15 protein-coding genes and 1 pseudogene are annotated in these 20,613 nt (G+C 45.9%); 14 read left to right on the top strand and 2 right to left on the bottom strand.

Going from position 1 to position 20,613, the window contains the following annotated elements; genetic code table 11:
• Positions 1-9: 9 nt before the first annotated feature.
• The 9 genes and pseudogenes from dxs to feoB form a co-directional block, all read left to right on the top strand.
• Positions 10-1,866: pseudogene (gene dxs / locus GPK88_RS07505) on the top strand (1-deoxy-D-xylulose-5-phosphate synthase); the annotation flags it as partial.
• 114 nt (positions 1,867-1,980) lie between these two features.
• On the top strand, positions 1,981-2,790 hold the full coding sequence (locus tag GPK88_RS07500; RefSeq protein WP_173761943.1) for a TlyA family RNA methyltransferase: 810 nt from the start codon (positions 1,981-1,983) through the stop codon (positions 2,788-2,790).
• A 23-nt stretch (positions 2,791-2,813) separates the two neighbouring features.
• Positions 2,814-3,674, top strand: a complete 861-nt coding sequence (locus tag GPK88_RS07495; protein ID WP_148446633.1) for an NAD(+)/NADH kinase — start codon at positions 2,814-2,816, stop codon at positions 3,672-3,674.
• Between the two features lie 16 nt (positions 3,675-3,690).
• The gene (argR, locus tag GPK88_RS07490; protein ID WP_118063042.1) at positions 3,691-4,152 is read left to right on the top strand and encodes an arginine repressor; all 462 of its coding nucleotides are present in this window, start codon (positions 3,691-3,693) and stop codon (positions 4,150-4,152) included.
• A gap of 42 nt (positions 4,153-4,194) precedes the next feature.
• Complete coding sequence (recN, locus tag GPK88_RS07485) at positions 4,195-5,880, top strand: DNA repair protein RecN (protein ID WP_195565790.1); 1,686 nt, start codon at positions 4,195-4,197, stop codon at positions 5,878-5,880.
• Positions 5,881-5,988: 108 nt separating this feature from the next.
• Positions 5,989-7,197, top strand: coding sequence for a SpoIVB peptidase (gene spoIVB, locus GPK88_RS07480; RefSeq protein ID WP_243278896.1), 1,209 nt, complete (start codon positions 5,989-5,991; stop codon positions 7,195-7,197).
• 347 nt (positions 7,198-7,544) lie between these two features.
• Positions 7,545-8,351: a sporulation transcription factor Spo0A gene (gene spo0A, locus GPK88_RS07475; RefSeq protein ID WP_148446629.1), complete on the top strand. Its 807-nt coding sequence runs from the start codon at positions 7,545-7,547 to the stop codon at positions 8,349-8,351.
• A 58-nt stretch (positions 8,352-8,409) separates the two neighbouring features.
• On the top strand, positions 8,410-9,855 hold the full coding sequence (gene glgA / locus GPK88_RS07470) for a glycogen synthase GlgA (RefSeq protein ID WP_148446627.1): 1,446 nt from the start codon (positions 8,410-8,412) through the stop codon (positions 9,853-9,855).
• Positions 9,856-10,122: 267 nt separating this feature from the next.
• On the top strand, positions 10,123-12,501 hold the full coding sequence (gene feoB, locus GPK88_RS07465; RefSeq protein ID WP_148446625.1) for a ferrous iron transport protein B: 2,379 nt from the start codon (positions 10,123-10,125) through the stop codon (positions 12,499-12,501).
• A gap of 7 nt (positions 12,502-12,508) precedes the next feature.
• Here feoB and GPK88_RS07460 read toward each other — a convergent pair whose 3' ends face one another.
• Positions 12,509-13,384 (bottom strand): LysR family transcriptional regulator, encoded by an 876-nt coding sequence (locus tag GPK88_RS07460; RefSeq protein WP_173771475.1) that lies wholly within the window; start codon positions 13,382-13,384, stop codon positions 12,509-12,511.
• Between the two features lie 126 nt (positions 13,385-13,510).
• On the opposite strand from GPK88_RS07460, the gene GPK88_RS07455 reads away from it, so the two are divergent.
• From GPK88_RS07455 to lpdD, 3 genes are read left to right on the top strand one after another with little or no spacing between them, the layout of a single operon-like run.
• Positions 13,511-14,977, top strand: a complete 1,467-nt coding sequence (locus GPK88_RS07455; protein WP_173761944.1) for a UbiD family decarboxylase — start codon at positions 13,511-13,513, stop codon at positions 14,975-14,977.
• On the top strand, positions 14,974-15,543 hold the full coding sequence (locus tag GPK88_RS07450; protein WP_173761945.1) for a UbiX family flavin prenyltransferase: 570 nt from the start codon (positions 14,974-14,976) through the stop codon (positions 15,541-15,543). The genes GPK88_RS07455 and GPK88_RS07450 overlap by 4 nt, the downstream gene beginning before the upstream one ends.
• On the top strand, positions 15,528-15,905 hold the full coding sequence (lpdD, locus tag GPK88_RS07445; RefSeq protein WP_173761946.1) for a prenylated flavin chaperone LpdD: 378 nt from the start codon (positions 15,528-15,530) through the stop codon (positions 15,903-15,905). The genes GPK88_RS07450 and lpdD overlap by 16 nt, the downstream gene beginning before the upstream one ends.
• Before the next feature lie 160 nt (positions 15,906-16,065).
• On the opposite strand, the gene GPK88_RS07440 is transcribed toward lpdD, so the two are convergent.
• Entirely contained in the window at positions 16,066-17,442 is a 1,377-nt protein-coding gene (locus tag GPK88_RS07440; RefSeq protein ID WP_173761947.1) for an MATE family efflux transporter, read from the bottom strand.
• A gap of 389 nt (positions 17,443-17,831) precedes the next feature.
• Between GPK88_RS07440 and GPK88_RS07435 the strand changes: the two genes are divergently transcribed.
• Together GPK88_RS07435 and GPK88_RS07430 are read left to right on the top strand one after the other, a co-directional pair.
• Positions 17,832-19,322, top strand: a complete 1,491-nt coding sequence (locus GPK88_RS07435) for an AAA family ATPase (RefSeq protein ID WP_173761948.1) — start codon at positions 17,832-17,834, stop codon at positions 19,320-19,322.
• Between the two features lie 248 nt (positions 19,323-19,570).
• Positions 19,571-20,602: a LacI family DNA-binding transcriptional regulator gene (locus tag GPK88_RS07430; RefSeq protein WP_148446612.1), complete on the top strand. Its 1,032-nt coding sequence runs from the start codon at positions 19,571-19,573 to the stop codon at positions 20,600-20,602.
• The last annotated feature ends 11 nt before the right edge of the window (positions 20,603-20,613 follow it).

Here is a 20,613-nt window from a genome sequence, read left to right as displayed (position 1 = left end):
AGGATACGAATGATTCTGGAAAAAATTAAAAAGCCAAATGATATTCATAAAGTTTCATTGGAGGATTTTCCGCGCCTTGCCGAGGAAATCAGGAGCTTTTTGATCCAGAGTGTAAGTGAGACAGGCGGCCATCTGGCATCCAATCTGGGTGTGGTGGAGCTGACCCTTGCTCTGCATAATGTGCTTGATTTTCCACAGGATAAACTGATCTGGGATGTGGGACATCAGGCTTATACGCATAAGATTCTTACAGGCAGGAAAGACGGCTTTAAGGATCTTCGTAAAGAGGGAGGCTTAAGTGGCTTCCCGAAGAGAAATGAAAGTGACTGTGATTCTTTTGATACCGGACACAGTTCCAATTCCATTTCCGCAGGACTTGGTTATGTCCGTGCCAGAGATCTGCGGGGAGAGAAACATCATGTGGTTTCTGTCATCGGAGATGGTGCGCTTACCGGTGGAATGGCATATGAAGCATTAAACAATGCGGCTGAGCTGAAGACAAATTTTATTATTATCATCAATGATAACAACATGTCCATTTCCAAGAATGTTGGAGGAATGTCCACCTATTTAAGTGCCTTGCGTACAGCGGAGACTTACACGGGAATGAAAATCGGCGTGACAAAAACGCTCAAAAAAATTCCACATGTTGGAACAGCCGTGGTGGATACGGTCCGCAAAACCAAGAGCAGTATTAAGCAGCTGATCATTCCCGGAATGCTTTTTGAAAATATGGGTCTGACTTATCTGGGGCCAGTAGACGGCCATAATATGCGTCAGATGATGAAGCTTTTTAATGAGGCAAAAAGAGTGGAGGGACCGGTGGTTGTCCATGTCCTTACGGAAAAGGGCAGAGGTTATGGACCGGCATCTTCCCATCCGGAGCGTTTTCATGGAACCGGTCCTTTTGAGATCAAAAGCGGCAGACCTCTTGCAGAAAAAACAGCGCCCACATATACGGACTGTTTTTCCAGCGCAATATGTTCTGTGGCAGAGAAGAACCAGAAAGTAGTTGCCATTACGGCTGCCATGCCCGATGGAACCGGACTGAACCGGTTCCGTAAGAAATTCCCGGAACGATTTTTTGACGTGGGTATTGCAGAAGAGCATGCGGTAACCTTTGCGGCAGGGCTGGCTCTTGGAGGAATGATTCCGGTTTTTGCGGTCTATTCTTCGTTCCTGCAGAGAGGAATTGATCAGATCCTCCACGATGTGTGCATGCAGAATCTTCATGTGATCTTTGCTATTGATCGGGCAGGTTTTGTGGGAGCAGACGGAGAAACCCATCATGGATGCTTTGATCTTTCCTATCTGTCTATGATCCCTAATATGACAGTTATGGCTCCCAAGAATGGAAAAGAACTGGAGCAGATGCTGAAATTTGCAGTAGAAGAGCTGGATGGTCCCTGTGCGATCCGTTATCCGAAGGGAACAGCATGTACAGATATGGAAGAGCGTGATGAGCCACTTGAGAAGGGCAGAAGTGAAGTGATCACCTCGGGCAGTGAGATTGCTGTCCTTGGTGTTGGAAGTATGGTTTCTGTCTGTCAGAAAGTCTGTGAGGAGATAAGAGATCACAGAATTGCAAGAGCTACATTTGTCAATGTACGTTTTGTAAAACCGCTGGATACCAGCCTTCTTGACCGTCTTTCACAGAATCACAGTCTTTTTGTGACTGTAGAGGAAAATGTAAAAAGTGGCGGATTTGGAGAACACGTATCTGCTTATATGGAAGCCTGTCATCCGGAAGTAAGAGTGCTTCCGTTGGCGATCCCGGATCATTTTATCGAGCATGGAACTGTAGACAGCCAACGGGTAAAAACCGGTTTAAATGTACAGGGAATCCTGGATGCCATAGAGCAGAGCTGGGAAGATCTTGGGAATAACAGAAAATAAAAGAGACAGCCTTTGTGGGGGAATAAGGACCTGCGGGGCATTTTACAGCCCGGCACATAAAAAGCCGGGCTGTTGGAGGATAACATGAAAAAAAGACTGGATATCATGATGGTGGAACAGGGACTTGCACCGTCACGGGAAAAAGCAAAAGCTTATATCATGGCCGGAGAGGTATACGTTAACGGCCAGAAAGAAGACAAGGCAGGCTCCATGTTTGCGGAGACTGCTAAGCTGGAAGTAAGAGGAAAAACGCTTCCCTATGTCAGCAGAGGCGGACTGAAACTTGAGAAAGCCATGAAAAATTTCGGCGTAACGCTGAATGATAAAGTATGTATGGATGTAGGCGCATCCACCGGCGGTTTCACAGACTGTATGCTTCAGAACGGAGCAGTCAAAGTTTATTCCATTGATGTGGGATACGGACAGTTGGACTGGAAACTCCGGAATGATCCGAGAGTCGTATGCATGGAAAAGACAAACATCCGTTATGTGGTACCGGAAGATCTGGAAGGGCCGGCAGCATTTTCTTCCATCGATGTTTCTTTCATCTCCCTGACAAAAGTTCTTCTTCCTGTAAGAAATCTTCTCACAGAAGACGGAGAGATCGTATGTCTTATCAAACCGCAGTTTGAGGCAGGCAGAGAAAAAGTTGGAAAAAAAGGCGTTGTCCGTGATCCGAAGGTCCATGAGGAAGTCATTGAAAAGGTACGGGATTATGCCATGAGCATTGCCATGGAACCCTGTCATCTTTCTTTTTCCCCGATCAAGGGACCGGAGGGAAATATTGAATATCTCCTTCACCTCAAAAAACATCCGGAAGGAACTGAAGTGCCTATGAGTCTTGATGTATCCGTAGAGGATGTGGTAAAGGAAGCCCACGGACAGCTGGACTGATGTTTGGAAAGGACTGAAGCAATATGGACAGATTTTATATAATTCCAAACAGTGCCAAGGATCCGGAACTGACATTTTCCAATATGATCATCGACTATCTGGAAGAACATGGTGCCAGGTGCCACGTGCAGAAAATTACCGAAAAAATGGAAGGACCGTATCATTATACAGATCCGGATGGGATCCCACAGGATACACAGTGTATTATCGTACTGGGCGGAGACGGAACGCTTTTGCAGGCTGCAAGGGATGTGGTGCATCTGGATATCCCTCTTCTCGGAATCAATCTGGGAACTCTGGGATTTCTTGCAGAGGTGGACAAAAATTCCGTATATCCGGCGCTGGATCGACTTCTGACTGACGATTATGAGTTGGAAGAGCGAATGATGCTGGAGGGAAAGATCTATCGGGGAGAAGAGCTGATCGGAAAAGATATCGCGTTAAACGATATTGTGATCGGAAGAGAGGGACATCTCCGTGTGATTCGTTTCAAGAATTATGTCAATGATTCATATATGAATTCCTATAATGCGGATGGAATCATCATCTCCACGCCAACCGGTTCCACCGGATACAGCCTGTCAGCAGGAGGCCCGGTGGTTTCCCCAAGTGCCAGTATGATGATCATGACACCCATTGCACCCCACACCATGAATACCCGAAGTATCATTCTCTCCGGGGAAGAGGCGGTTACTGTGGAGATCGGCGAGGGAAGACATAATACCATTGAGAAAGCGGTGGCATCTTTTGACGGGGATACCCAGATATCCATGGTCACCGGTGACCGGATCGTCATCCGGAAAGCCACAGTCAGGACAAAGATCCTCAAGCTGAACCATCTGAGCTTTGTGGAGGTTCTGAGACAGAAAATGAGTAACAGCTGATGCAGGAGGTTCAATTTTGAAAGTAGCAAGACATGAAAAAATTATCGAACTGATCCGTCAGTACGAGATCGATACACAGGAAGAACTTGCGGCAAGACTGAATGAGGCCGGTTTCAAGGTTACACAGGCTACCGTATCCAGAGACATCCGGGCTCTGAAGATGACAAAAGTTGCAGGCAGCAACGGAAAATCCAGATATGCGATCCTGGAAGAACACACACCGGATGTGTTAAGTGATAAATATTCCAGAGTCCTGAAAGATGCAGTAATTTCCATGAATATCGGACAGAATATCGTAGTGGTAAAAACGATTCCCGGAATGGCCATGGCAGCGGCAGCAGCTCTTGATGCCATGAAATGGCCGGAGATTCTGGGGTGCATTGCCGGAGATGATACCATCATGTGTGTGGTAAAAACTTCCGAGCAGGCACCGGGAGTAGTACAGAAGCTTGGCGGGATCTTATCCCGTGGAAAATAAAATGACAGAATATGTAGACACTTTATACCAGAAAGGAAACCAATGTTAGTACATCTGCATGTAAAAAATCTTGCACTGATAGAGGAAACAGAGGTGGAATTCGGACCGGGATTAAACATTTTAACCGGTGAGACCGGAGCCGGAAAATCCATCCTGTTAGGATCCATACAGCTCATCCTGGGCGGAAAAACTTCCAGAAGCATGATCCGCGAAAATGCTTCCTATGCCCTGGTAGAGCTGTTATTTCAGGTTGAAAACACGAAAGCCAGAGAGTCCCTTGCGGCGCTTGACATCTATCCGGAGGACGGACAGGTGCTGATGTCCCGTAAGATCATGGACGGCAGAAGTATCAACAAGATCAACGGAGAGACAAGCACAGTCAGCCAGATGAAAGCGGCAGCAGCCTGCCTTCTGGACATTCACGGACAGCATGAGCATCAGTCCCTTCTTTACGGTGACCGCCAGCTGGCGATCCTGGATGTATACGGAAAAGAACGGATCCTTCCGGCCAGGGAGAAGGTCCGGGAAGCTTACCGGGAGTATCGGAACTGTATGGATCAGCTGAAAGCGCTGGACATGGATGAGGAACAGCGTAACCGGGAAAAAGCCTTTCTGGAATTTGAGATCAACGAGATCGAAGAAGCAGCTCTTGTTCCGGGCGAGGATGAAATGTTGGAAGACCGCTACCGGAAACTGAGCAATGCCAGAAGGATCATGGAAACCGCACAGATGGTTCACGGGCTGACCGGATATGAACAGGGTGCCGCGGACATGACCGGAAACGCATTGAAAGAGTTTTCCAGAATTGTGGATTACGATAAGGAACTTGCACCTTTACAGGAAGCCCTTGGAGAGATCGATTCTCTTCTCAGTGACTTCTGCCGGGATCTGTCCTCTTATATGGACAGCCTTACTTTTGATGAAGAAACTTTTTTTGAAACAGAAAAACGTCTGGATTTGATCAATGGCCTGAAGGCAAAATACGGCCAGACGATCCCGGAAATTTTGTCTTATCAGAAGGAACAGCAGGAAAAACTGGAAAAACTTCAAAAATTTGAAGAAAATTTCCAGTTTCTGAAAGAAAAACTTGTACAGACAGAAAAGGTTCTCGAAGAAGTTTCGCATGAACTTTCAGAAATCCGGAAAGAATACAGTAAACAGCTGGATGAAAAAATCATCGACGGACTGAAGGAGCTGAATTTTGAGGATGTGGATTTTTCCATCCGTTTTGACCGCAGAAAAAATTATACAGACAATGGTTATGATACGGTAGAATACGAGATTTCCACAAACCCGGGTGAGAGCAGAAAACCGCTGGGGCAGATCGTATCCGGTGGAGAGCTTTCCAGGATTATGCTTGCCATCAAGGCGATCCTTGCAGATAAGGATCAGATTGATACGCTGATCTTCGATGAGATCGATACAGGAATCAGCGGCCGTACCGCACAGAAAGTATCCGAAAAAATGGCTGTGATCGGACAGCACAGACAGGTGCTTTGTATCACCCATCTTCCACAGATTGCGGCAATGGCGGATACCCATTTTGAGATTGAGAAACATGTGGAAGGAACAGAGACCATCACCCAGATCCATCCTCTTGAAGGAGAGGAATCTGTTCGTGAGCTTGCAAGACTTCTGGGTGGCGCCCAGATCACACCGGCTGTTCTTGAAAATGCGAGAGAAATGAAGGAATTGGCACAGCAACAAAAAAATACAAGACTGAAATAATTCATACGTTACATACTAAGAGAGGACGGCCGGAAGGTCAGTCCTCTTTTTTAACCGAATGTGGATTGCAAATAGCCCCTTGTTAAAAAAATACAAAGGATGTGACGTATGATGAACAGAAAAAGGAAGTACCGTTATCTGATCCTGGCATTTCTTGCACTGGATCTGATGCTGATGGGATGGCTGGGCTACCGGATTCTGGACCGGAAGATTCCGGATCAGATCCTGGTGGATCACGAGAACAGCCGGGAGGTGGCCAGCCTTCTTAAGCGCCCTTTTGTCAGCTTTGATGATGCCATTGCAGTCTCAGGAAAAGACAGCTATACTTTGCACTGCAGAGTGTTGGGAGTGATTCCTTTTAAGGATGTGAAAGTAAAACATACAACTGCAAAAGAAGTATACGTAAGTGGAGCTGCAGTGGGCATTTATATGCAGACAAAAGGCGTTCTGATCATTGACACAGGTGAGATCCTCTCAGAAAGCGGCGAGACGGAAGAACCTGCCCGGGACATTGTAAAACCGGGAGATTATATTGTGGCTTTTAATCAGAACCGGATCCAGTGTAAGCAGGATCTTCTGGAAGATCTGGCTGATCTTGACGGGGAATCTGTGACACTGAAGGTTCGTCGGGGAAAAGAAACGATCCCTCTGTCTTTAACTCCGGTGAAAGATGAGGAGGGGAAATACAAATTGGGGATCTGGGTGAGGGATGATACGCAGGGAATCGGAACATTAACTTATGTGGATGAAGAGGGAAGATTCGGTGCTCTTGGTCATGGGATCAGCGATGTGGACACAGGCGAACTCTTAAGTATCGCAGACGGAAATCTGTATGATGCTCAGATCCTTGGAATCCGGAAAGGAGAAAAAGGAAATCCCGGAGAACTTTCCGGGTTGATTCGATACGAAGCCGGCAATATCCTGGGAGAGATTTCTGAAAACAGAAAAAACGGTATTTTTGGAACGATGGAGGCCAGTCAGCTGAAAAATATGAATCTGGAGAAAGTTCCCATAGGGTACAAGCAGGATCTGAAAACCGGACCTGCATCTGTTTTCTGCTGCACAGATGGAGAGGTAAAAGAGTATGCGGCAGAGATCACCAGGATCGATTTGAATCATGAAGATTCCAACAAAAGCTTCGTGATTCAGATTACGGACAAAGAACTTCTGGAAAAAACAGGCGGGATTGTCCAGGGAATGTCCGGTAGCCCTGTGCTTCAGAATGGAAAGCTCTTTGGTGCGGTAACACATGTTTTTGTACAGGATTCCACGAGTGGGTATGGAATTTTTATTGAAAATATGATGGATGTGGCATAATCAGAAAAAGAGGCACGGAAAAATGCTGTAAAAACACAGGAAAAGTGCCTCTTTTTTATGTAAGAAAAAAGTAGATCATTGTGAGGAAAAGTGTCTGTAAAGTGAATTTTGTGATATAAACCAAATAAAATGTCGAAAAATATCGTACGAAAATAAGGAAAAGTACCAACTTTTATCTTGATTTCGGCATAGGATTTCCACTATAATAATTTTGTCGCCAGCAGAGGGGAAAAAGAAACCGTAGGCAGAAAACAAGGGTGAAAAGGGTAGAATATTAATTTCTGCAGACGGTCATACGGGGTAGGTCTGGAAATTGAAGGAGATAGAAGTTAGGAGGGAATGTCCTCATGGACAAATTAAATGTAGCAATTGCAGACGATAACACAAAAATGGCAGATATGCTGGGTCAGATGATCGAAGAAGATAAAGACCTTGAACTGGTCGGAAAAGCACACAACGGAGAAGAAATCTGTAACATTATAAAAGATAAGGAACCGGACGTGGTGATATTGGATATTATCATGCCGAAAATGGACGGGTTGTCTGTGATGGAGAAATTCTCCCATGACACCAGCGGCAGTAAAGTTCCTGTGTTTATCGTAGTATCCGCAGTTGGACAGGAAAGGATCACGGAGGATGCATTCAGTCTGGGAGCAGACTATTACGTGTTGAAGCCTTTTGATAACACCATGCTTCTGAACCGGATTAAACATATCCGGAGAGCTGGAGACAGAAGAATTCGGGAGATCAGCAGACCGAATATTGCAGAAAAGAGAGAACGGAAACCGGAGAGAAATCTGGAAACCGATGTGACAAATATCATTCACGAAATTGGTGTTCCGGCGCATATTAAAGGTTATCAGTATCTCAGAGATGCGATTATTTTATCTGTAAATGATATGGAAATGCTGAACTCCATTACCAAAATACTGTATCCGACCATTGCCAAGCGTCACCAGACGACGCCAAGCAGAGTGGAACGGGCTATTCGCCATGCAATTGAGGTGGCGTGGAGCCGTGGAAAAATGGATACGATTGATGAATTATTTGGATATACCGTAAGCACCGGAAAAGGGAAACCCACGAATTCAGAATTCATAGCACTGATCGCGGATAAAATCAGACTGGAATATAAAAATCGGTCTTTAAATTGAATGAATTTTGGAGTATAATTACAAATAAAAACGGGTGTACCCAGGGAGGGGAATACAGATGAAAAAAATTCTGTTTGCTACATCAGAAGCAGTACCTTTTATTAAAACAGGAGGACTTGCTGATGTTGCCGGCTCACTGCCTAAGTGCTTTGACAAAAAATATTTTGATATCCGCGTAATCTTACCGAAATATGCCTGCATGAAACAGGAATGGAAAGATAAAATGGAGTATGTGACCCATTTTTATATGGATCTGGGATTCAAGAACTGCTATGTGGGAATCATGCAGATGCAGTACGACGGAATTCAGTTCTACTTTATTGACAATGAATATTATTTCAGCGGTCCGAAACCATATGACAGCGCACCATGGGATCTTGAGAAATTTGCTTTCTTTTCCAAGGCTGTGTTATCCGTTCTTCCTGTAATCGGATTCAGACCGGATATCATTCACTGTCATGACTGGCAGACAGGACTTGTTCCGGTTTATCTTCACGATTCTTTCCAGGAGAATGAGTTCTTCCGCGGAATCAAGACTGTTATGACAATACATAACCTGAAATTCCAGGGTGTATGGGATGTTAAGACTGTTAAGGACATTACAGGACTTTCTGATTACTACTTTGCACCGGATAAACTGGAAGCATACAAGGATGCAAACTTCCTGAAAGGCGGTATGGTATTTGCGGATGCCATCACCACAGTAAGTAATACTTATGCGGAAGAGATCAAGACACCGTTCTACGGTGAGAAGTTGGATGGTCTTCTCAATGCGAGAGCCAACAGCCTGCGTGGTATTGTAAATGGTATTGATTACAATGAATTTAATCCGGAGACAGATCCGAACATCACCAGAAATTACAATGCCAAGAATTTCCGTAAAGAGAAGATCAAGAACAAGATCCAGCTTCAGAAAGATCTTGGACTTGAGCAGGATCCGAAGGCCATGATGATCGGTATCGTATCCCGTCTTACAGACCAGAAAGGATTTGACCTGATCGCTTACATCATGGATGAGCTGTGCCAGGATGCAGTTCAGATCGTTGTTCTTGGTACCGGTGAGGAACGTTATGAGAATATGTTCCGCCACTTTGACTGGAAATACCATGGCAAGGTTTCCGCACAGATCTACTATGATGAGGCAATGTCTCACAGAATTTATGCAGCATCCGATGCATTCCTGATGCCGTCACTGTTTGAGCCATGCGGTTTAAGCCAGCTGATGAGCCTTCGTTATGGAACCCTTCCGATCGTCAGAGAGACCGGCGGTCTGAAAGATACCGTTGTTCCGTACAATGAATTTGAGGGAACAGGAACCGGATTTTCCTTCGTAAATTACAATGCACATGAGATGCTTGCTACGATCCGTTATGCGGAGAGTGTATATTACGATAAGAAGCGCGAGTGGAATAAACTGGTAGATCGTGCGATGGCAGCAGACTTCTCCTGGAATAATTCCGCACGTCAGTATGAAGAGATGTATAACTGGCTGATCGGTGAGTAAGTCCCTTTCTTTGTACACATAAGAGTGATATGGAAATGCAGACGGCAGATTCTTCTGTCGTCTGTTTTTTATACGGTAAAATTGTACTCTAATGAGAAAAAATAATAATGTTAATGATAAATAACTTTTAAATTCATGTTATTTACATAAAACTTATGAAAATAATCAGTTATTGTCAAATAACTTAAACTATGTTACATTTATACCAGTGGATAATACATATACGGGTATTAGCCATATAAACTGTACTTATGATGAGGTGACGAAATGACACTGGATAAATTAAACACCGGTGAAAGTGGAAGAATCATCCATGTTCATGGAGAGGGAGAATTAAGACATCATCTTCTGGATATGGGACTTACGCCGGGAACAGAGGTATCCCTTCGTAAAACAGCTCCCATGGGAGATCCCATTCAGCTGGAACTGCGGGGATATGAACTGACGCTGCGGCTTGCGGAGGCTGCAAAGATTGAGATTACGGAGATTGAGACGATTCCGGAAGAACCCTGTGAGGATAAGAGACATCGTTCCATTGCACATCCGGGAGTAGGAGAACTTGGAAAAGCCAGGGATTACCGGAAGAACAGGATCGGAGAACCGATTGCAAAGGGGCAGGCAATCACATTTGCGCTGGCCGGTAATCAGAACTGTGGAAAGACAACACTTTTTAATCAATTGACAGGTTCCAATCAGCATGTGGGGAATTTTCCAGGTGTAACTGTGGACAAGAAAGAAGGAACGATCCGGCGTCATCCGGAGGCTACGGTGACGGACCTTCCTGGAATCTACTCGCTTTCCCCGTATTCCAGTGAGGAGATCGTGACAAGAGATTTTTTGCTCAATGAAAAGCCTTCCGGTATTATCAACATTGTGGATGCATCCAATATCGAAAGAAATCTCTATCTTACCATGCAGCTGATGGAATTGGGCATTCCTATGGTTCTTGCTTTGAATATGATGGATGAAGTAAGAGCCAACGGAGGCTCCATCCGGGTTAACGAACTGGAAGAGATCCTGGGGATTCCGGTAGTTCCCATTTCTGCAGTGAAGAATGAAGGAATCGACGAACTGATCGATCATGCGGTCCATGTGGCCATGTACCGGGAAGCACCTGGAAGGATTGATTTCTGTACGGAAAACCAGTCACCCGGGGATCCGGTAGGCTCTGTTCACCGCTGTATCCATGCGACGGCTCATCTGATCGAACCTTACGCAAAGAAAGCAGGACTTCCGGTTCGTTTTGCAGCGACGAAGATCGTGGAAAAAGACCGGCTGATCGAAGGCAGGATGGATCTTCCGGAAGGTCAGAAAAAAGTTCTGGCAGAATTGGTAGATGTGATGGAAAAAGAGGGCGGACTTGACCGGGAAGCCGCACTTGCCAATATGCGTTTTAATTTTATAGAAACGCTCTGTGAGAAAACTGTGATAAAACCGGCGGAGAGCAGGGAGCACAAAAGAAGTGTGTCCATTGACCGCATACTTACCGGAAAATATACGGCAATCCCATGTTTTGTAGGAATCATGGCATTTGTGTTTGTCATGACATTTAATTACCTTGGCGCATGGCTGTCTGACTGGATGACCATGGGCGTAGATTGGGTGATCAGTCTTATCGGAGCAGGACTTGATGCAGCCGGTGTCAGCCCGGTACTTCATTCTCTTGTTGTAGATGGAATCTTAAGCGGTATCGGAAGTGTGATCGGTTTTCTTCCGACCATTGTCACCCTGTTTTTCTTCCTGTCGATCCTGGAGGATACCGGGTATATGGCGCGTGTTGCCTTTGTTATGGATAAACTTCTTCGAAAGATCGGACTTTCCGGAAGAAGTTTTGTGCCGATGCTGATCGGATTCGGCTGTTCTGTGCCTGCTATTATGGCAACGAGGACTCTTTCCAGTGAGCGTGACCGGAAGATGACGATCTTGCTTACTCCATTTATGAGCTGCAGTGCCAAGCTTCCGATCTACGGGCTTCTCACCAGCGCATTTTTCCCGAAACAGTGGCGTGGTGTTGTGATGATCAGCCTTTATTTTGCGGGAATCCTCTGTGGGATTTTGTATGCACTGATCCTGAAAATGACGAAATTTAAAGGCGAACCGGTTCCTTTTGTTATGGAACTTCCAAACTACAGGCTTCCTTCTGCAAAAAGTGTAGGGCAGCTGATCTGGGAGAAGGCGAAAGGTTTTATCCAGAAAGCGTTTACGATTATTTTTGCGGCGACATTGATCGTATGGTTCCTGCAGAACTTTGATGCTGGTCTTCACCTTGTTACCAGCACAGATCAGAGTCTTCTGGCACAGATCGGCAGTCTTGTGGCGCCGTTGTTTGCACCGCTTGGATTTGGAGACTGGAGAGTATCTACAGCCCTGATCACAGGATTTATGGCAAAAGAGAGCGTGGTATCTACACTGACGGTTCTTCTTGGCGGAAAAACAGCATTGCTGACGACTTTGTTCACACCGTTTACTGCCTATGTATTTCTGATCTTTACCCTGCTTTATACGCCCTGTGTGGCAGCAGTAGCAACTGTACGAAGAGAAATGGGAACCGTAAGGACGGCAGCAGGCATTGCACTTCTCCAGTGTGTGACTGCGTGGATCGTTGCATTCATCGTGCATGGAATAGGAATGTTGTTTGGATTATAAAAAAAGTTTACATATGGCTTTTCACAAACTGCAGAAAACATTCTGCGGAAGATGTGAAAGCCATATTTTTTTTATGGGCGATTCCGATCGATAATTTTTCCAGTCCGTTAACCGGGACAGCAGTAAGAGAAGGCTGGCGGAAAAACTGAAAGCTGCTTTCTGTAAGGAGACTGATCCCCTCACCGATCTCCACAGCACTGACGATAGACTCTGCACGGGCAGTACGCAGGATCTGCGGATGGATGTCTGCATCGTGAAAACTTCGCATACAGAAACGATAAATGGAAGTGTGCGGAGGCATCAGGATAAAAGTTTCTCTTTTCAGTTCAGTAAGAGAGACCGTTTTTTTGGACGCAGAAGGATGATTTTTTGGAAATACGGCAACCAGCCGGTCTTCTGTGAGAACGTGAAAAGTATAAAGGTTCAGATCCAGCATGTGTTTCCGCGCAAAGATCAGGTCAAAGAGATCTTTTTCAAGACCGGAGAGAAGTTCCTGATCTTCCACCTCCTTCAGAGAAAAAGAAAGCTCCGGATGTGCGGCACAGAAACTGTGGATCACAGAAGTAAGATGGTACTGGGAGAGAAAAGGAAGAGTTCCGATATGCAGGACCTTGGATTCACTGTCCTTAAAATGGGACACTGCTTCCATAGAACGATGGTACTGTCTGGAAATTTTAAGTGCTTCTTTGTAAAAAAACTCTCCTGCAGGAGTAAGCACAGCTGTGCGTTTGCTGCGGTCCCACAGGGTAAGTTCCAGTTCTTTTTCCAGTTTCATGATCTGTTTGGAAAGGGAGGACTGGGAGATATGCATGGTTTCCGCTGCATCAAAAAAAGTCCGGGACTGGGCTGCACAGATAAAATAGTCGATCTGTTCAAGAGTCATGATAACACCTGCCTTTTAATTAATCATTCCATATTGGAAACAATTATACCATAGAAAGAATTGATTCACCATGTGAAAAAGAGATAAAATAACTTCAGAAAATAAAGAGAATGCAGGAGGTTTTTTATGGCAGAGAAAGTAAGAGATTTAAGAAGTGCCCTGGCACTTCTGGAACAGATGCCGGATCAGCTGATCGAGACAGATGTGGAAGTAGATCCGATGGCAGAACTTGCAGGGGTATACCGCTATGTAGGAGCCGGCGGAACGGTAAAGCGTCCTACAAAAGAAGGTCCTGCCATGATCTTTAATCATGTGAAAGGACATCCGGATGCAAAGGTGGCCATCGGTCTTCTGGCAAGTAGAAAGAGAGTTGCCGCTTTGCTTGATACCCGGCCGGAAAATCTTGGAAAGATGCTCTGTAAAAGTGTGGAGAATCCTATTCCACCGGTAGATTTTAAAGGGGATGCACCGTGCCAGCAGGTAGTGCATAAGACAACAGATCCGGATTTTGACCTTTATAAACTGGTTCCAGCACCAACCAATACGCCGGATGATGCAGGTCCGTATATCACACTTGGCATGTGCTATGCCACACACCCGGATACAGGAGTTCATGATGTAACGATTCACCGTCTCTGCATTCAGGGAAAAGATGAGCTTTCCATTTTCTTTACACCGGGAGCAAGACATATCGGAGCTATGGCGGAGCGTGCTGAGGAACTGGGACAGAAGCTTCCGATCTCTATCAGTATCGGAGTTGATCCTGCTATTGAGATCGGTTCCTGCTTTGAGCCGCCTACAACACCACTGGGATATGATGAACTGTCTGTAGCCGGTGCGCTGCGTGGAGAGCCGGTGGAACTTTGTAAATGTGTGACAGTTAATGAGAGAGCCATTGCCAATGCGGAATATGTAATTGAGGGAGAAGTGATCCCTGGTGTGCGTGTAAAAGAAGATCAGAACAGCAACACCGGATACGCTATGCCGGAGTTTCCTGGATATACCGGACCTGCAAGTGACCAGTGCTGGCTGATCAAAGTTACGGCAGTGACACACCGTGAGCATCCGATCATGCAGACCTGTATCGGACCAAGTGAAGAGCATGTTTCCATGGCTGGGATCCCTACAGAGGCCAGTATCTATGGCATGGTGGAAAAAGCAATGCCTGGAAGACTTCAGAATGTGTACTGCAGCAGTGCCGGCGGTGGAAAATATATGGCTGTCCTTCAGTTTAAAAAACTTTCTCCAAGCGATGAGGGAAGACAGCGCCAGGCTGCTCTTCTTGCCTTTTCCGCGTTCAGTGAGCTGAAAAATGTATTTCTTGTAGATGAAGATGTGGATTGTTTTGACATGAATGATGTTCTCTGGGCGATGAACACAAGATTCCAGGGAGATGTGGATGTGATCACCATTCCGGGTGTTCGATGCCATCCCCTTGATCCGTCCAATGATCCGGCATTTTCTCCAAGCATCCGTGACCATGGAATTGCATGCAAGACTATTTTTGACTGTACAGTACCTTATGATCTGAAAGATCGTTTCCACAGAGCACGTTTTATGGAACTGGATCCGGAGAAATGGCTGAAAAAATGAAAAAGAGAATTATAGTTGGTGCGACAGGTGCAAGTGGCCTGCCGCTCCTTGTAAAATGTCTGGAGATTATCCGGGAAGATCCGGATTTTGAGTCTTATCTGATCATGAGTTCCAGCGCAGAGCTGACTCTCCGGCAGGAGACAGAGCTGGAAGTGGATGATGTGAAACGGCTGGCAGATCATGTGTGTGCACCGGAGGAGATCGGGGCAAAACCGGCCAGTGGTTCTTTTAAAACAGAGGGGATGCTGATCGTGCCCTGCAGTATGAAAACGATTGCTGGTATCCACAGTGGTTATGCGGATAATCTGATCCTGCGTGCGGCGGATGTGACGATCAAAGAACAGAGAACGCTGGTACTGGCTGCCAGGGAAACGCCTTTAAGCGGAATTCATCTTCGGAATCTTTATGAGCTTTCTATGCTCCCGGGGGTGAGGATCATTCCGCCGATGATGACGTTTTATCATAGGCCGGAGTGTATTGATGATATGGTTTATCATATTGCGGCGAAGCTTCTGGAGCCGTTTGGGATTGAAGCGAAGGAGTATCGTAGATGGAATGGATTGTGACGGAGTGTGTGGTGGCTGCTGGATGCCAGCTGGAGATCAGTGCTGCATTGATTGGTGAGGATGTGCTTCTTTGTCTGCAGGGCGGAGAGAGGCCGCATCTGGGGTGTGTGGTGCAGACGGAACCAAGGGAATCCCTTTCAGGAGATGGTAGTGTGAGTGCGACTTCTTCGGTTTTGAATTTTCCGGGGCATAAGGATGAGGTTGTCTGCCGGTGGATGGCGGAGAAGATTTCGAAGGAGCTTGGAAAGAGAGTGGTTTGTACTGGGGGATTTCATAAAGATGGGATTTCGGCGGAGGAGATCCGTGAGGTGCAGATGGCGGTGGAGCAGTTGACGGAACGGTTAGTTAAGAGGTTACGGTAGTTTGGTGGATGAACGGACGCCCGGGAGACAGTATCTGTCCGGTTCTGCGGCTTCGTCGGGGGCTGGCATTTCAAACCGGAAGGGGACGGAAGCGAACGTGAACGTTCTGTCCTGCGTCCCTTCGTCAGTAAAAGTCAATACTCCACATCCACCCAATATTCTATTTATTATTCTCAAATATATCCTCACGGGTAATATTCTTAGCCCATTTTCCACTAAGATACCTCTTAATAACCCAAGGCCACTTCACAAACTCATCTGTACAGAGCAGAAAATACACCCACATAACCGGCAGCTTCAGTACAAACGCGGCGAAGAATCCAAGGGGCACTGCATATACCCACATATCGATCGTATCACAGATCAGGCCAAACTTCGTATCACCGCCTGCACGGAATACACCGGCGATCAAGGTTGTATTTACTGCAGTTCCCATAACGTAATAACAGTTGATCAGAAGCATATACTTCAAATAATGCATAGCCGTAGGAGTCAGAGAAGCAAACTTCATAATAAAAGGTGTAATAGCAAGAACGATCAGGCCGCCAAAAGCACCGGCGATCACTGTAAGTTTCAAAGTTTTGGAAGCATAACGCTTGGAACGCTCCAGATCTCCCTGGCCCATCACATTTCCAAGAAGGATACCACCTGCGCTTGCAATACCAAAACAGAAAACCGTACCGATATTACGGACAACTACAACCAGAGAATTGGCAGCAACCGCATCCGTACCAAGATGCCCGAGGATTACCGAATACATGGAAAAGCCAACACTCCAGGAAATATCATTGCCAAGAGCCGGCAGGGAAAGCCGTACAAAATCGCTGAACAACAGCTTATTTTTAATAAACATATATCGAAGATCCAGCCGTACATTTTTACTGAAGGCGGAAACGATAAAACATGCGATCAGTTCCACGGTTCTGGAAAGCGCGGTAGCAATGGCAACACCGGTGGCTCCAAGTTTTGGAGCTCCGAAAAGGCCAAAGATAAAAGTGGCGTTTAAAAGGATATTCAATCCAAAAGCCAGCATATTCATGGCCATGCTGACAGTTACCCGCCCGATACTTCGAAGGACGGCCAGATAAACCTCCGTCATACCCCAGCAGATATAGGTGATACCCATAATGCGTATATAAGAAGAACCTATGGCCAGAAGTTCTGGATCGTTGGTGAACAGTTTCATCATCATCTGCGGCATGGTAAATGCAACCAGAGCCACAAGAATAGAGATGATCATGGAAAAACGAAGTGCAATTCCCTCAATGATCTGAATGGCTTTGTAATCCCCTTTTCCATAATACTGGGCACAAAGCAGGGTAGCACCTGTACCAAGACCGTAGTATACCATAAACAGGACATTGGAATAGTTCGCTGCCAGGGAAACTGCGGAGATGGATGACTGACCTACAAAGTTCAGCATGATAACGTCAGCAGAATTGACCGCTGCACTGAGCAGGTTCTGAATGATAATAGGGATGACAAGCTTAACGATCTGCGGATAAAAGTCATCCCGCTGTGAAAGTTGATTTCTCATTTCCTCCTCCAAAAAAATACAACTACAGTAATGGGAGTGCATGTTTTACAAACAGGAAATCCACAGGTACTGTAATTGTGTCAGCTTTTGTAAAAAATATAAAGCAAACATAATTGCACGATAACACAGTTTACAGGCAGTGTCAATCGGCAAACTGCAAAATTGTTTAAACAACTTATGGGAAAATGACGAAGCCAAGTCCGCAGAGGAAACATCATGGTTTTATGCAAAAAAATGCATAAAAAATCAGATCACCAGTTGTTGAGATTTCCAATCCGTGATACACTGAATGCAAACCGTGAAACAATCGTGTTCATGAACATACAGCGAAGTGGAATAGAAAAATCCGCCTTGCGAAAGATATTTTCAGAGAAAGAGGAGTAAAGCACATGCCAGTTTTTGATTTCAGTGCAGCACCGGCAGACAAAAATGAGACAAAGAGCCAGTGCACATATACAACGTTTCGTTCCAATGAGACAAAAGCCACACCGGAGAAACCGGTGCTGATCCTGGATAACAGCAAAAGAGAGTGGAAACATCATTCCTGCGGATATTTTTCCAACCCTGCAAAGCAGACAGCATTTGAGTTCAAGGAAGAGGACGGTGTTTTTCCGGCAGATATCCTGAAGATCGATTCTCGTTTTACAAGTCTGATCAAATGGCTCGGAGAAAATCATATCAACATCCGTCTTTCAGGACAGAATACAGAAGAGGGATATGCAGTTTACAAGATCCGTGAGATCGCTTTTGGCGGCGGTACCAAGCTTTCTGCAGAGGATGGATTTCTTCAGTTCATGATCGAGCGTCTGTTTGCAAGCAGTGCGCCGGCAGAAGTAAATGAGGACGATGAGGAGGAAGAAGACGGTGATGACATGAAGCTCACCAGCATTCAGAGTATCACCGACTTTATGACCTGTGCCGGAAAGACCATGCCGGATAATATCCGTCTCTGGGCGAGAAGAAACCTGGCAGTTGCCCGCTCCCATGAAGTTTCCCAGGAGGAAAGACGCCATGCTCAGAGAGCACTCTCCATTATGATGAACATTCAGTGGAAACATAATTATTTTGAGTCTATTGATCCCAAGGAAGCACGTCGTATCCTGGATGAGGAACTTTATGGAATGGAACGTGTAAAACAGAGAATCATTGAAACGATCATCCAGATCAACCGTACCCATACACTTCCTGCTTACGGACTGCTTCTTGTAGGACCGGCAGGTACCGGTAAATCTCAGATCGCCTATGCAGTTGCAAGGATCCTGAAAATGCCGTGGACAACTCTGGATATGAGTTCCATTAACGATCCGGAACAGCTGACCGGAAGTTCCCGTGTCTACGCAAATGCCAAGCCTGGAATCATCATGGAGGCTTTTTCCATGGCAGGAGAATCCAATCTGGTATTTATCATCAACGAGCTTGACAAGGCTGCATCAGGGAAAGGCAACGGAAATCCGGCAGATGTGCTTCTGACACTTCTGGATAACCTTGGTTTCACAGATAACTATATGGAATGTATGGTTCCGACCGTTGGTGTCTATCCGATTGCCACAGCCAATGACAAGGCACAGATCAGTGCTCCTCTGATGTCACGTTTTGCAGTGATCGACATTCCGGATTACACACCGGAGGAAAAGAAGATCATCTTCTCCAGATTTGCACTTCCGAAGGTTCTGAAACGTATGAGCCTGAAGCCGGAAGAATGTATTGTAACCGATGAGGCGCTGGATGCAGTGATCAGGAAATTTGAGGACACCACAGGAATCCGTGATCTGGAGCAGGCTGCGGAGCATATCGCGGCCAATGCGCTGTATCAGATCGAGGTGGATCATGTGAAAGCCGTGACCTTTACCCCGGAGATGGTACAGGAGCTTCTGGACTGACGCAGAAATTTGTTTTAGAATGATAAATAAGAATGCTTCCGGAAAAATTTTCGGAAGCATTTTTTTACAAAATCAAGTAAGTCTCTTGTGGGGGTGCGAAAAGAGATAAGCAGTGGGTGGGGACTTGCCTGGAAATTATAAAAATAATCAAATCAGGGATTGCCTGAGAACACGTAAATGTGTATAATGAAATAAAAACATGTGCACGTGAACACGAAAAGCACAGGAGATGTTTTGGAGGGTAAAATATGGCAGTAACGTTACAGCAGATCGCGGAAGCGGCCGGGGTTTCAAGAGGCACCGTGGACAGGGCACTGAACAACAGAGGCCGTATCCGCCCGGAAGTAGAGGAAAAGATCAAAAAGATAGCACAGGAGATGGGGTATCAGCCCAGCCGCGCAGGACGTGCCCTTGCCATGGCAAAGCGGAAGATCCGTATCGGTGTGATCCTTCAGTATATGAAGACCCCTTTTATGCAGCAGGTTTTAAAGGGTGTCCTGGAAGCAAAAGAAGAAGTGGAGAGTTTCGGCGGAACGGTAAAGATCTATGAGATCGAGGGCGTGGAACCGGAAAAAGTAATGGCTGCAATGGAAGAACTACGGGAAGAGGGGTTTAACGGGATTGCTCTGACACCATCGGAAGATCAGCTGTTAAGAGCGAGGATTGACCAGTATCAGGAAGAGTATGGGATTCCGGTAGTTACTTTTAATGCAGATCTGGAAGATACGAAGAGGTTATGTTTTGTGGGACAGGATACGTTTCAGGCCGGCCGTACAGCAGCAGGCCTGATGGGAGAAATGACAGGCGGAAGCGGACAGGTTGCCATCATTTCCGGACAGGTTGCCAATCCTGGCCTGATCAGCAGGCAGAAGGGATTTTCAACAGAGATCAAGGAAAGTTTCCCGGGAATTGAGGTTGTGGATACAAGATATTCCTATGATGATGAGTGGGTGGCATCCAAGATCGTGGAAGAACTTCTGGAACTTTATCCGGAACTGACCGGTATTTATATTACGGGCCATGGCGTAAAGGGCGTCTGCCAGACTTTGCAGAAGCTTGGAAAAGACAAAACCATGCATGTGATCGCCAATGATTTCCTGGAAGAAAATCTGAAATGGCTGAAGGAAGGAACCATCAATTTTCTTATCGGACAGGATGCAGCCGTACAGGGGCATTCCCCGGTGACCATTCTGTTCCAGCTCCTTTTTGACAACAAAACACCGGAAAAGGAATATCAGTATACAGATATTGTGATCCGGACGAAATATAATATGGGTTAAGCAGATTCAGG

Origin of the sequence: Blautia sp. MCC269 (assembly GCF_018785655.1) — a bacterium.
Taxonomy (GTDB): domain Bacteria; phylum Bacillota; class Clostridia; order Lachnospirales; family Lachnospiraceae; genus Blautia_A.
Note: the sequence above shows the minus strand (reverse complement) of the source record. Positions and strands in the feature narration are given on the sequence as shown.